Raw genomic sequence first — 13,200 nt, forward strand, 5'->3', positions numbered from 1 at the left:
TACAACACCGCAGGCAAGCACCGCCACACTCCCGAGGTCGCCCAAAACGTGGCCGAGGTGACAGACAAGGATGTCACCGTCAGCTTCACGCCGGTCCTCGCGCCTCTTCCACGTGGCATTCTGACCACAGCCACCATGCCCTTGGCTGAAGGCGTCACCGATGATGCAGCTCGCGCAGTGTACGAAGAGTTTTATAAAGATGAGCCCTTCGTGCATCTACTTCCCGCGGGTGCTCAACCTCAGACACAAAACGTCGTGGGCTCCAACATGTGCCACGTACAAGTAGAAGTAGATGCGCAGGCAGGAAAACTTCTTGTGACCAGCGCGATTGATAACTTGACCAAGGGGACTGGCGGTGCAGCGGTGCAGTGCATGAATATCGCCCTTGGTTTCGATGAGACTGCGGGCCTCCCCCAAGCCGGCGTCACCCCTTAAGGAGAAAACATGACAGCAAAGGGAATTACCGCGCCGAAGGGATTCAGCGCCGCTGGTGTCACCGCCGGTATCAAAGCTTCGGGCAACCCGGACATGGCGCTTGTCGTCAATAACGGCCCCGAATATCATGCTGCCGCAGTATTCACCCGTAACCGCGTCGTCGCATCTCCCGTCAAGCTAACGCGTGAGGCTGCCGCTGATGGTGTCCTGCGCGCAGTGGTGTACAACTCGGGCAATGCTAACGCGTGTAACGGCGCTCAAGGCGATAAGGACGCTGCCACGATGCAGGATCATGTCGCCCAGCAGCTGGGGTTTGAAAAGCCGGCCGATGTCGCTGTGTGCTCTACCGGGCTCATTGGCGAGCTCCTTCCGATGGAGGCCATCCTCGGCGGCATCGAACTCTTCCCCGAGGCGCTAGGCACCAGTGGCGATCACGCGCAGACTGCTGCCGAAGCCATCATGACGACGGACACAGTCTCGAAGCAGGCGGTTGCCCAACGAGGCGGTTGGTCCGTGGGAGCAATGGGCAAGGGCGTCGGCATGATGGCCCCGTCGTTGGCCACGATGTTGGTGTGTGTCACTACGGATGCGTCAGCAAGCCCAGAGGCCCTCGACGCGGCACTCCGTCAGGCCAGCGCTGTCACCTTCGACACGCTGGATATCGATGGCTCGACCTCGACGAATGACACCGTGATCCTGATGGCATCTGGAGCATCGGGCGTGACACCCACCCAAGAAGAGCTGAACGAGGCTGTCCATGAGGTGTGCTTGGAAATCGCCAACCAAATGCAGGCCGACGCCGAGGGCGTGACCAAGCGGGTCACCATCACCGTCGAAGGCACCAACTCAGATGAAGAGGCTCTGAACGCAGCGCGCACCCTGGGCCGAGACAATCTCTTCAAATGCGCCATGTTCGGGTCTGATCCCAACTGGGGTCGCGTGCTTGCCGCAGTGGGCATGGCAGATGCAGCAATGGATCCAGACCGAATTTCGGTGTACTTCAACGGCGAGGCCGTGTGTGAAAACACGACCGGCACCCCTGGGGCCCGCGACGTGGACTTGAGCGGCGAGGACATTGACGTGCGCGTCGACTTGGGAACTGGCGGAAAGGGCACCGCAACAGTGCGAACCACGGACCTTTCCCACGCGTACGTTGAGATCAATTCGGCTTATAGCTCCTAGTTCAAGCATCTCCCACAGTTAAGGACAACAATGCAGGACATGATGAAAAACCTGACCAGTGAGATCAGGGCCAATGTTTTAGCCGAGGCGCTGCCGTGGTTGATGCATTTCCGCGACAAGATCGTCGTCGTCAAGTACGGTGGCAACGCCATGGTGGACGACGAGCTGAAGAAGGCCTTTGCCGCAGACATGGTTTTTCTGCGCACGGTGGGCGCAAAACCAGTGGTCGTCCACGGTGGTGGCCCACAGATCTCTGCGATGCTCAAACGCGTTGGGCTCGAGGGCGAATTTAGAGGCGGCTTCCGCGTCACCACGCCGGAGGTCATGGATATCGTGCGCATGGTGCTATTCGGCCAGGTCGGTCGCGATTTAGTCGGCCTCATCAACAGCCATGGGCCTTATGCCGTCGGTACCTCTGGTGAGGACGCAGGGTTGTTCACCGCGGAGAAGCGCTTTGTCGATCTCGATGGGAGGAAGACCGACATCGGCCTCGTCGGCGATATCGTCGACGTGAACCCGGACGCCGTGATGGACATCATCGATGCCGGACGCATCCCCGTAGTCTCGGGTATCGCTCCGGGGACTGACGGTAATGTCTACAACATTAACGCCGACTCTGCCGCCGGTGCGCTGGCAGAAGCCTTGAAGGCGGAACGTCTGGTGATCTTGACCAATGTGGAAGGCCTCTACACCGATTGGCCGAACAAGGACTCGCTGGTCTCAAAGATCGTCGCTGATGACCTCGAAGAGCTGCTTCCCAATCTTGACTCTGGAATGATCCCCAAAATGGAATCCTGCCTCCGTGCCGTAAGCGGTGGCGTGAAGGCCGCGCACGTCATCGATGGGCGGATCAGCCACTCGGTACTGCTCGAGCTGCTCACAATGGGTGGCATTGGAACAATGGTGCTTCCCGATGATTACCAGCGTGATGATTACCCAGAAGGCACCGTCTTCAGGAAGGACGTATAACAATGAGCGACGCAACCACGGCATGGGGCAGTGTGCTCATGAACACCTACGGCACGCCTCCGATCGAGCTTGTCTCTGGCTCTGGGGCGACTGTTACTGATGCCGAAGGAAAAGATTATATCGACCTGCTCGCAGGCATTGCCGTCAATGCTTTGGGGCATGGCCACCCAGCGATCGTCGACGCAGTATCCAAGCAGGTCGGCCAACTTGGCCATGTGTCGAACCTGTTCGCCTCAGCACCTGTCGTCGAGGTGGCAGCCGCGCTGCAGCAGCGCTTCGGTGACCAGAGCGCGCGTATCTTCTTCTGCAACTCCGGTGGTGAAGCAAACGAAGCTGCGTTCAAGCTCGCACGCCTAACTGGGCGGCGACGCGTGCTGGCCGCACAGAACGGCTTCCATGGCAGGACGATGGGATCGCTGGCGTTGACTGGGCAGCCGGACAAGCGCAAGGCGTTTGAGCCTCTCGCACCAGGAGTGGAGTTCTACCCATACGGGGATATTGAGTTCCTGACCAAGACTGTCGAAACCAACCCGACCGATGTCGCCGCGATTTTCCTGGAACCGATCCAGGGCGAAACAGGTGTGATCCCTGCACCCGAAGGTTTCCTGCAACACGTCCGCGATCTGTGTGATGAGCACGGGATCCTCATGATTGTCGATGAAGTCCAAACTGGTATTGGCCGGACCGGCGATTTCTTCGCCCACCAGCACGAAGGTGTTAAGCCAGATGTGGTGACGATGGCGAAGGGCCTGGGCGGGGGACTGCCCATCGGTGCGTGTTTGGCACGCGGAAAGGCCGCAGAGCTCTTTGGTCCCGGTTCCCACGGCACCACCTTCGGGGGAAACCCGGTTGCGTGTGCGGCGGCTTCGGCAGTGCTCGGCGTTGTCGACGAGAGCTTCGTTGCTGACGTGAAGCGAAAGGGAGAGGTGTTCGTCGACAAGCTCACTGCTCTAGACACGGTGACTGGTGTGCGGGGACGAGGGCTGATGCTCGGTGTCGTTCTCGATCAACCCGTGGCGAAGGCGGCCGTGGAGGAGGGCTACAAACAAGGCGTGATTCTGAACGCTCCGGCCGACAATATTCTCCGTCTAACTCCGCCATTGGTCATCACCGATGAGGACATCGATGAGGCTGTCCGACGCATCGATACAACTCTTAATGAAGTGCTGAAAGCTGAAGATAACGACGTGAAGGAAACGAAATAGCATGCCACGACATTTTCTTGCCGACGATGACTTGACCCCAGCAGAACAGGCCGAAGTACTCGAGCTTGCCGCCGAACTGAAGAAGGCGCCACTGTCCAAGCGGCCGCTGGAAGGACCGCTCTCAGTGGCCGTGCTGTTCGATAAGACCTCGACGCGCACCCGCTTTTCCTTTGATGCAGGCATCGCCCACCTGGGCGGACACGCCATTGTCACTGAGACTGGCAACTCCCAGATGGGCAAGGGCGAGACGTACCAGGACACCGGCGCTGTACTCTCGCGGTTCGTCGAGGCGATCGTGTGGCGTACGTATGCGCACCAGAACTTGCTGGACATGGCGGAGACGGCGACGGTGCCCATCGTTAATGCACTGTCGGACGATTTGCACCCCTGCCAGATCCTCGCGGACCTCCAAACCGTAGTGGAAAACCTCTGCCCCGAAGAGGGCCCCGCGGGCCTGAAGGGGAAGAAGGCCGTCTACTTGGGCGATGGCGACAACAACATGGCGAATTCGTACATGATCGGCTTCGCTACCGCGGGTATGGATATTTCGATCGTGGGGCCGGAGGGCTTCCTGCCTAAGCAGGAATTCGTTGACCGTGCGCGCACCCGCGCAGAAGAGACAAGGGCAACAGTCGTCGTTACGTCCGACATTAACGAGGTCGAAGGTGCAGATGTGGTTATCACTGACACCTGGGTGTCGATGGGGATGGAAAACGATGGCAAAGATCGCCGCACTCCGTTTCTTCCGTACCAAGTCACTACCGAGATCATGGAGAAGGCAGAGGAGGAGGCCATCTTCCTGCACTGCCTTCCTGCCTACCGTGGCAATGAAGTAACTGCCGAGGTGATCGATGGTCCTGCCTCGCGCGTTTTCGACGAGGCCGAAAACCGTCTGCACGCGCAGAAGGCACTATTGGTCTGGCTGCTGGAGAATCAGTAAATGTCTGCACCAGCCTCACGCACCGCACGTCAAGGAAAAATCCTTGACTTGCTGAATTCGACGCGGGTGCATTCCCAAGTTCAGCTTTCTGAGCTGCTGCTGGATGAGGGGATCGACATCACGCAGGCAACTTTGTCGCGCGATCTTGATGAGCTGGGTGCGAAAAAGGTGCGGCCGGCGTCGGGCGGTAGGTCGTTTTATACCGTGAGCGTCATCGAACAGAATCTTGCGGAAGTCTCTACGGGACCCCGCGACAAGTTGCGGCGCATGCTCGAAGAGCTTGTCGTGTCCGTTGACCACTCTGCCAACATTGCTGTGTTGCGCACCCCGCCGGGTGCCGCGCAGTACCTGGCGAGTTATATCGACAGGGTGGGACTCGAGTCAGTCGTTGGAACGATCGCCGGGGATGACACGATCTTCGTGCTCGCGCGAGACCCGGTCTCCGGTAAGGAACTGGCGTCTCAGCTTGCTGCCACCCCTGAGCAGCGACCGCACTGACATTTCACAATTGAACCCAATCGAACCCAATTGAACCAAGAGAGCTAGGTGGGGCGAGGCACATTGCCAGCCCATAACCCGGTACTCTGATACACCGAAATCTTTCTAAAGGAGTAACACATGACTAATCGCGTAGTGCTTGCCTACTCGGGCGGCCTCGACACCTCTGTAGCGATCCCTTACCTGGCAGAAATGACCGGCGGCGAAGTCGTCGCTGTGTCGCTGGACCTGGGCCAGGGCGGCGAGGACATGGAGTCCGTGCGCCAGCGCGCCCTCGACTGCGGTGCGGTCGAGTCCATCGTCGTCGACGCGAAGGATGAATTCGCGGATGACTACTGCTTGCCGACGATCAAGGCGAACGGCAAGTACATGAAGCAATACCCTCTGGTGTCCGCGATTTCCCGTCCGCTGATCGTGAAGCACCTTGTTGAGGCCGCGAAGGAATTCGGTGGCACCCACGTCTCCCACGGCTGCACCGGCAAGGGCAATGACCAGGTGCGCTTCGAGGTTGGCTTCATGGACAATGATCCAAACCTGGAGATCATCGCGCCAGCCCGTGACTTTGCATGGACCCGCGACAAGGCGATCGAATACGCAGAGAAGATTGACCTGCCCATCGAGCAGTCCGCTTCCTCCCCATTCTCCATTGACCAGAATGTGTGGGGCCGCGCTGTAGAGACCGGCTTCCTGGAGGACCTGTGGAACGCCCCAACTAAGGATCTATACGCCTACACCGAGGATCCAGCGCTGGGTAATGCTCCCGACGAGGTCATCATTTCCTTCGAAGCCGGCAAGCCAGTCGCCATCGATGGTAAGCCTGTCACGGTCCTGGAGGCCATCGAGGAGATGAACCGTCGTGCAGGCGCGCAGGGTATTGGCCGCCTGGACATGGTGGAAGATCGTCTGGTGGGCATCAAGTCCCGCGAGATTTATGAGGCACCGGGTGCCGTTGCGTTGATCACTGCACACGAGGCTCTTGAGGACGTCACCGTGGAGCGCGAGCTGGCACGCTACAAGCGCCTGATCGAAGCACGTTGGTCTGAGGAAGTCTACGACGGCCTGTGGTTCTCCCCACTGAAGCGTTCCCTGGACGCGTTCATCGAGTCCACTCAGGAGCACGTGACCGGCGATATCCGCATGGTTCTGCACGCTGGTACCGCAACCGTTAATGGTCGCCGTTCCAACCACTCGCTGTATGACTTCAACCTGGCTACCTACGACACCGGTGACACCTTCGACCAGACCTTGGCGAAGGGCTTCGTCCAGCTGCACGGCCTGTCCTCTAAGATCGCTAATAAGCGCGACCGCGAAGCAGGCCAGAACTAATGCAGCAGCACGGCACGAACGAAGGGGCACTCTGGGGCGGCCGGTTCTCCGGCGGTCCGTCTGAGGCCATGTTTGCGCTCAGCGTCTCCACCCACTTCGACTGGGTGTTGGCACCTTATGACGTGTTGGCGTCAAAAGCCCATGCCAAGGTTCTGAACCAGGCAGGTTTGCTTTCCGACGAGGACTTGGCCACGATGCTCGATGGCCTCGAGCAATTGGGGAAGGATGTCGCTGATGGTTCATTTACCCCTGACCCGTCGGATGAGGACGTCCACGGTGCCATGGAGCGAGGCCTGATCGACCGCGTGGGCCCAGAAATTGGTGGTCGCCTCCGCGCCGGCCGCTCGCGTAATGACCAGGTAGCCGCAATGTTCCGCATGTGGCTTCGCGATGCCTTACGCGACGTCGCCTTGGACATCACGGATCTCATCGATGCCCTCGTCGAGCAGGCGAAGGCGCACCCAGACGCGATCATGCCCGGCAAGACGCACTTCCAGGCGGCTCAGCCGATTCTGCTCGCGCACTCCTTGCTGGCTCATGCACAGCCTCTGCTGCGCGATCTCGAGCGCATCCAAGATCTGGATAAGCGCTTGGCCGTGTCTCCTTATGGTTCCGGGGCTTTGGCAGGTTCCTCGCTGAAGCTCAACCCAGAGGCGATCGCCGAAGAGCTTGGGTTTGATTCCGCGACCGACAACTCCCTCGACGGCACCGCCAGCCGCGACTTCGCATCCGAGGCAGCGTTTGTGCTGGCACAGATCGGCGTCGACCTGTCGCGCTTCGCAGAAGAAATCATTGCGTGGTCCACTCCGGAGTTTGGGTACATCACGCTTCACGACGAGTGGTCGACCGGTTCGTCGATCATGCCGCAGAAGAAGAACCCGGATGTCGCGGAGCTGACCCGTGGTAAGTCCGGCCGTTTGATCGGCAACCTCGCCGGCCTGATGGCAACTCTGAAGGCTCAGCCACTGGCGTACAACCGTGACCTGCAGGAAGATAAGGAGCCGTTGGTTGACTCGATTTCTCAACTGAAGCTGCTGCTGCCTGCAATGACCGGGCTGACGGCTACGTTGGTCTTCCATGAGGATCGGATGCGCGAGCTTGCGCCGCAGGGATACACGCTGGCGACTGATTTGGCTGAGTGGATGGTGCGCCAAGGCGTGCCATTCCGTGAAGCTCATGAGGCATCCGGCGCATGCGTCCGCATCGCTGAACAGCGTGGTGTCGACTTGGTGGATCTAACTGACGAAGAGCTCGCCAGCGTGGATGAGCGCCTGACTTCGGAGGTCCGTGAAGTTCTCACCATTGATGGGGCGGTGGCATCACGTAACACTCGGGGCGGCACGGCACGTCCTCGTGTCGAGGAACAACGCGACAGGGTAGAAGCGGCGAATGCCACCTACCGCGCGTGGGCAGAGCAGCCGGTACGTTCAAAGTAATACAGAGTTGCGCTGCGAACGAGACACCAGTCACTTAAGGTGAGATTATGGATGCTCGTTCAGACGCCAAGGGCTCCGGTCGGTCACGATCGGTTGGTCTTGGCGTTTTTCTTATCATTGTTGCGATTGTTGCAGTGCTGGTCGGGCGCTTCGGAATGCCGAATATCAATCTCGGCGCGCTTAACCCTTTCGCAGGCACTTCCACAACGCAGGTAAGTGGCGTCATCGGTTCGGAGAAGCGTGCGTACTTCGAGGACGAAGACGTGAAGAAGCGATTCAAAAAGCTCGGCTACGAAGTAGATGTGCAGACCGCGGGTTCGCGTGAAATCGCCGAGACAGTGGATCTGTCCGCGCACGACTTTGTCTTTCCTTCATCGGAACCGGCAACAGAGAAGGTGGAGCGTGTATTTTCCTCGGACGGTGCAACCTACCCGTTCCATTCGCCGATGGCAGTGGCGACGTTCCAACCGATCGTCGACATCTTGACGCGCCAGGGGCTCATCCGCGAAGACGGGCCGAACAAAGTCCTCGACGTCCAAGGCATCATGGAGCTCGCGCAAAACGAGACGCGGTGGCGCGACCTTGGTGATGAGTTTCCATCTCCACGCACCGTCCAGATTTCTACGACAGACATTCGTACATCAAATTCGGCCGCGATGTATCTCTCTATTCTCGCCTGGGTGATTTCTGATATGAACCCGGAGCACGCCGAAGACACCGGTTTCCTGGCCAAGGAGATCACTCCGTTTTTCACAGGCCAGGGATACACAGCGTCAAGCTCTGCAGGACCATTCGCTGATTACTTGAGTCAAGGCATGGGGGCTGCACCAATGGTTCTGGTCTATGAGGCCCAGTACCTAGGTGAGCAGATGAAACCTAATTCGCGGATTGGTGAGGACAACGTCCTGCTTTACCTGTACCCAACGGTGCAGGCCAAGCATGGTGTTGTAGGCCTGACTGAGGAGGGGAAGGAGATTGCGCGGCTCCTAGCAGAAGACTCTGAACTGCAAGAATTAGCTGCACGCCACGGGTTTAGGCCAAATAATTCTCCAGCATTTGAAGAAGTGATGGCTGAACACGAGCTCACCCCGCCAGAAACTTACCTCGCCACGGTTGACCCTCCGTCGTATGAGCGTTTAGAAGAGTTGATGACCGAGGTTGGCAAGGCGTATTCGACGCCACCACAGGAAGTGGAGGAATACTAATGAAGCGTGTGTGGTTGGCCCTGATCGCAATACTCGCGTCGATTGGGTTGGTTGCTTGTGCCGGCGAAACCCCAGGCTCTGGTATCTTCTCGGGAGGTAAGAACTTCGACGATGAACCGTTGACCATTGTCGCTGCTACCGAGCTCCAAGATCTTGAGCCACTTGTCAATCAGGCTTCGGAAGAGCTTGGATTCCCGATTGTTCTCAGGTTTCCAGCAGGCACCCTGGAGAATTCACAGTTGCTCAAGCGGGGCGGGTACGACGGCACCGTTGACGCCACCTGGTTTGCTACCAATCGCTACGTGGATCTTATCGGTGCGCAGGGCAAGCTTGCCGACGAGACGAAGATTGCCACCAGCCCAGTTGCTTTCGGAATCTGGAGCGAATCAGCGAAGCGCCTTGGTTGGGATACTGAACAACCAACATGGGCTGAGTTTGCTGAAGCAGCAGCAAACAATGAGTTCACTTTTGGGATGACGGACCCAACAGCGTCGAACTCGGGCTTTTCCGCGCTGGTGTCTGTTTCCACTGCATTGGCCGATACCGGGCAGGCGCTATCGAGAGAAGATATCCACCAGATCCGCGAGCCGATGAAAAAGCTTTACCAAGCCCAGGACTTGGTCTCTGGTTCCTCAGGGTGGCTCGCACATACGTTTGTAGAAAAACCCGGCAACGTCGACGCGATCATCAACTATGAGTCCACGCTGTACCAGCTTCGCGACGAAGGCCACCCCATCACCGTGGTGGTTCCTCGTGACGGCGTGATTTCAGCAGATTACCCGCTGTCCACTCTCGCGCAACCAGCAACAGAACAGGCGGGGGAGAAGGTTGCAGCCCTGACCGAATGGATGTTGGATCACCAGGAAGAGATTGCCCAAACGTATCGTCGTCCTGTGGAGCAGGTTGACAATGTGCCCGAAGAGCTATCTCGACAAGGAGTCATTGAGCTGGCGTTTCCTGGTGACCAGCTGGTCGTCGATACGCTTCTGGACGCTTATAACAATGAGTACCGGAATCCCGGCAGCACAACGTATGTGCTTGATACGTCGGGCTCGATGGAAGGCTTGAGGATTGAGAGTCTCAAGGCCATCATGGACGGGCTGATTAGCGGTGAATCATTCACTGTCACCGGCGATGTTTCTCTGCGGGACAACGAGAAGGTGACTATCTGGCCTTTCGATCCGACGGTGGAGCCAATGACACAGGTCATCGACCGCGGCGATCAGCAAGCGATTGATGACCTATCGAATTATGCGGCTGGTCTTAGAGCCGACGGCATGACTCCGCTATATTCCACACTGCTAGCAGCTTTGCGCGCAGCGGATACTGAAAGCGGCATCCCATCGATTGTTTTGCTCAGCGACGGCGTCGTCACCGAAGGACCCGACTATTTCATGTTCGAGCAGGAGTACGCGACGCTGCCGGAGGCAATGAGAGAAATTCCAGTCTTTGTGATTCTCTACGGTGAAGCTAGCGAGGAGGAAATGACCTGGCTGGCGGATCTCACCGGGGGCAAGGTCTTCAATGCCATCGACGGTGATCTGTCACAAGTATTTAAGGAGATTCGTGCCTACCAGTAAAAACCGCCCTGATGAGATGGGTATTTCGACTAACTTCTTAACTTCACGCAAGAACCTCGTCGGATTAGGGGCAGCGGCGGCAGTGGTCCTGGGTCACTTGACCTTCGGGTTAGGAGCGTTGTGGGGAATAGCAGCGTTGGCTGCGTGGGGTGCGGGCGTGTCGTTGACCCCTGAAGCTAAGCCCAAGGCTCTGCCAGCTCCGCCACCAGAGCCGACTCCCCACAAGTTGCAGAGGGACTTGCGTTTGTCAGTGGAGAAACTCCGTGCGGCGCGGCCCCCTAGTGAAGTGATTACCCAAGCACGTATGCTTGATCAAAGCGTTCGGTTTGTTCTTACGGAGTGGGAGGATCTTGAGACTTCGCCCGAGCATCAGCAGAACATGTGGAACATCGTGGAGATCTACCTGCCACAGGTGATAGAGACCTATCTTGATGCTCCGGATCTGCAATTGCCCGCTGCTGTCGAAGGTGTCCTCGACTCGCTTGTCACGCTAACGAAAGCCTCTGACAACATAAAACAGGCCATTTTGGACAACAATGTGCGGGAGTTGGACTCGCATGCACGGATGTTGCGTTCGAGGTTTGGCAACCTGCCGGGTCTCAACGACGAACCGCCGGCTGGTAACGAGTACACTAAGGAACCATGACTTTGGATCCGAAATTGCTCGAGGTATTGGCGTGCCCGAAGGACAAGGGCCCTTTGACCTATCTGGAAGATGAACAGCTCTTGGTCAATGAAAGGTTGAACCTAGCCTATCGGATCGACGACGGCATTCCGGTCCTGCTTATCGACGAAGCCCAGGAGTGGAACTCATCCGCTTCCTAACCCCCCCGGCGGCATTCTCGCAGCCCACGGCAATTTATCAATTTATCAATTCATCTATTTGAGGAGTTTTACGTGTCTAGCAGTGCTGACGCACCAGTAAATATCATTGACGAGCTTTCCTGGCGCGGTCTGATCAACCAGTCCACCGATTTGGATCAGCTGCGTGAAGTGACTACGCAGCCAATCACCCTGTACTGCGGGTTTGATCCCACTGGTCCATCGCTGCACGCAGGACACTTGGTGCCGCTGCTCATGCTGCGCCGTTTTCAGGAAGCGGGACACCGCCCACTGGTACTGGCCGGTGGCGCGACTGGCATGATCGGTGACCCCCGCGATGTTGGCGAGCGCTCGATGAACTCCGCGGACACGGTGGGAGAGTGGGCCGAACGAATTTCCGGTCAGCTGCAACGTTTCGTCTCCTTTGAAGGTGAGAACGCCGCCCAATTGGTGAACAATAATGACTGGACGAAGGACCTGACGGTCATCTCTTTCCTGCGTGACATCGGCAAGCACTTTCCGCTTTCGACCATGCTGGCCCGCGACACTGTCAAGCGTCGCCTAGAAAACGATGGCATCTCGTACACCGAGTTCTCCTACATGCTCCTGCAAGCCAATGACTATGTACAGCTTCGACGCAAGTACGACTGTGTTCTGCAAGTCGGCGGCGGTGATCAGTGGGGCAACCTGGTTGCAGGTGTAGACCTCAACCGCCGCATGGACCAGGAGCAGGTCCACGCGCTCACTGTTCCGTTGGTGACAGACTCCGAAGGCAAGAAATTCGGCAAGTCCACTGGCGGCGGCTCACTATGGCTGGACCCAGAAATGACCAGCCCGTACACTTGGTACCAGTATTTCATCAATGCGGCTGACGCCGATGTAATCCGCTACCTGCGTTGGTTCACCTTCCTGACCAAGGAAGAGCTGGAGGAGCTCGCACTCGAAGTGGCCGAACGGCCATTCAAGCGCGAGGCCCAGAAGCGTCTAGCACGCGAGATGACTGATTTGGTGCACGGGCCTGAGGCAACCAAGGCTGTTGAACTTGCCTCGCAAGCACTGTTCGGGCGTGCCGAACTTGCTGATCTCGACGAAAAGACTTTGGCATCTGCTGTATCGGAGACTGAGGTCCTGGAGATCAACGCCGGCGACGATCGCACGATTGTCGATCTTCTCGTTGGATCCGGCCTTGTAGACTCCCGAGGAAACGCACGTCGTGCAGTCAAGGAAGGTGGTGCGTACGTGAACAACCAGCGCATCGAATCGGAGGATTGGACCCCGTCGGCGGAGGACCTTCTGCACGGAAGCTGGCTTGTCTTGCGGCGAGGCAAGAAGAACTTCGCTGGTGTGAAGGTGAACGGCTGACCCCACCCTCAGCTAGCTCAGAACGATTAACCGCGGTCGTTAACAGGCCGCGGTTTTCTATTTTGACCTGCAGATTTTGCCATGATGATCTTAGTGTGTAGATTAATTCACGTCGCCACGGAGACCGTGAAGGTGAACGGGTGACACGGACGTAAACACGAAGTTGACACAGATTGAACATGTCGGCTAAGTTAAGAAGTCCAGCCGCTCAGAGAAGATCTTAGTGAAAAGATCGGATCG

13 protein-coding genes are annotated in these 13,200 nt (G+C 57.8%); all 13 read left to right on the forward strand.

Going from position 1 to position 13,200, the window contains the following annotated elements; translation table 11 throughout:
• On the forward strand, positions 1-435 hold a 435-nt coding region (locus ACHFGA_RS00950), incomplete at its 5' end, for an Asd/ArgC dimerization domain-containing protein (RefSeq protein ID WP_394280608.1).
• Positions 436-444: 9 nt separating this feature from the next.
• Positions 445-1,617, forward strand: coding sequence for a bifunctional glutamate N-acetyltransferase/amino-acid acetyltransferase ArgJ (gene argJ / locus ACHFGA_RS00955; protein ID WP_394280609.1), 1,173 nt, complete (start codon positions 445-447; stop codon positions 1,615-1,617).
• A 30-nt stretch (positions 1,618-1,647) separates the two neighbouring features.
• The gene (gene argB / locus ACHFGA_RS00960) at positions 1,648-2,586 is read left to right on the forward strand and encodes an acetylglutamate kinase (RefSeq protein WP_394280610.1); all 939 of its coding nucleotides are present in this window, start codon (positions 1,648-1,650) and stop codon (positions 2,584-2,586) included.
• 2 nt (positions 2,587-2,588) lie between these two features.
• On the forward strand, positions 2,589-3,791 hold the full coding sequence (locus ACHFGA_RS00965) for an acetylornithine transaminase (protein WP_394280611.1): 1,203 nt from the start codon (positions 2,589-2,591) through the stop codon (positions 3,789-3,791).
• Position 3,792: 1 nt separating this feature from the next.
• Positions 3,793-4,731: an ornithine carbamoyltransferase gene (gene argF / locus ACHFGA_RS00970; protein ID WP_394280612.1), complete on the forward strand. Its 939-nt coding sequence runs from the start codon at positions 3,793-3,795 to the stop codon at positions 4,729-4,731.
• On the forward strand, positions 4,732-5,229 hold the full coding sequence (locus ACHFGA_RS00975; RefSeq protein WP_394280613.1) for an arginine repressor: 498 nt from the start codon (positions 4,732-4,734) through the stop codon (positions 5,227-5,229).
• Positions 5,230-5,349: 120 nt separating this feature from the next.
• Complete coding sequence (locus ACHFGA_RS00980) at positions 5,350-6,555, forward strand: argininosuccinate synthase (RefSeq protein ID WP_018581430.1); 1,206 nt, start codon at positions 5,350-5,352, stop codon at positions 6,553-6,555.
• Positions 6,555-7,991 carry an argininosuccinate lyase gene (argH, locus tag ACHFGA_RS00985; protein ID WP_394280614.1) on the forward strand — a complete coding sequence of 479 codons (1,437 nt, stop codon included), beginning with the start codon at positions 6,555-6,557 and terminating at the stop codon, positions 7,989-7,991. Before ACHFGA_RS00980 ends, argH begins: the two co-directional genes overlap by 1 nt.
• 47 nt (positions 7,992-8,038) lie before the next feature.
• Positions 8,039-9,196 (forward strand): hypothetical protein, encoded by a 1,158-nt coding sequence (locus tag ACHFGA_RS00990; protein WP_394280615.1) that lies wholly within the window; start codon positions 8,039-8,041, stop codon positions 9,194-9,196.
• On the forward strand, positions 9,196-10,776 hold the full coding sequence (locus ACHFGA_RS00995; protein WP_394280616.1) for an extracellular solute-binding protein: 1,581 nt from the start codon (positions 9,196-9,198) through the stop codon (positions 10,774-10,776). Before ACHFGA_RS00990 ends, ACHFGA_RS00995 begins: the two co-directional genes overlap by 1 nt.
• Before the next feature lie 304 nt (positions 10,777-11,080).
• Entirely contained in the window at positions 11,081-11,422 is a 342-nt protein-coding gene (locus ACHFGA_RS01000) for a hypothetical protein (protein ID WP_394280617.1), read from the forward strand.
• The gene (locus ACHFGA_RS01005; protein WP_394280618.1) at positions 11,419-11,601 is read left to right on the forward strand and encodes a Trm112 family protein; all 183 of its coding nucleotides are present in this window, start codon (positions 11,419-11,421) and stop codon (positions 11,599-11,601) included. Before ACHFGA_RS01000 ends, ACHFGA_RS01005 begins: the two co-directional genes overlap by 4 nt.
• Positions 11,602-11,673: 72 nt before the next feature.
• Positions 11,674-12,960: a tyrosine--tRNA ligase gene (gene tyrS / locus ACHFGA_RS01010; protein ID WP_394280619.1), complete on the forward strand. Its 1,287-nt coding sequence runs from the start codon at positions 11,674-11,676 to the stop codon at positions 12,958-12,960.
• Positions 12,961-13,200 lie beyond the last annotated feature (240 nt).

The sequence above is a fragment of the Corynebacterium sp. genome (genome assembly GCF_043426755.1).
Classification (GTDB): Bacteria; Actinomycetota; Actinomycetes; order Mycobacteriales; family Mycobacteriaceae; genus Corynebacterium.

Coding starts and splice junctions, on each gene's coding strand:
- argJ (WP_394280609.1), top strand. CDS start 445: ATGACAGCAAAGGGAATTACCGCGCCGAAGGGATTCAGCGCCGCTGGT.
- argB (WP_394280610.1), top strand. CDS start 1,648: ATGCAGGACATGATGAAAAACCTGACCAGTGAGATCAGGGCCAATGTT.
- ACHFGA_RS00965 (WP_394280611.1), top strand. CDS start 2,589: ATGAGCGACGCAACCACGGCATGGGGCAGTGTGCTCATGAACACCTAC.
- argF (WP_394280612.1), top strand. CDS start 3,793: ATGCCACGACATTTTCTTGCCGACGATGACTTGACCCCAGCAGAACAG.
- ACHFGA_RS00975 (WP_394280613.1), top strand. CDS start 4,732: ATGTCTGCACCAGCCTCACGCACCGCACGTCAAGGAAAAATCCTTGAC.
- ACHFGA_RS00980 (WP_018581430.1), top strand. CDS start 5,350: ATGACTAATCGCGTAGTGCTTGCCTACTCGGGCGGCCTCGACACCTCT.
- argH (WP_394280614.1), top strand. CDS start 6,555: ATGCAGCAGCACGGCACGAACGAAGGGGCACTCTGGGGCGGCCGGTTC.
- ACHFGA_RS00990 (WP_394280615.1), top strand. CDS start 8,039: ATGGATGCTCGTTCAGACGCCAAGGGCTCCGGTCGGTCACGATCGGTT.
- ACHFGA_RS00995 (WP_394280616.1), top strand. CDS start 9,196: ATGAAGCGTGTGTGGTTGGCCCTGATCGCAATACTCGCGTCGATTGGG.
- ACHFGA_RS01000 (WP_394280617.1), top strand. CDS start 11,081: ATGCTTGATCAAAGCGTTCGGTTTGTTCTTACGGAGTGGGAGGATCTT.
- ACHFGA_RS01005 (WP_394280618.1), top strand. CDS start 11,419: ATGACTTTGGATCCGAAATTGCTCGAGGTATTGGCGTGCCCGAAGGAC.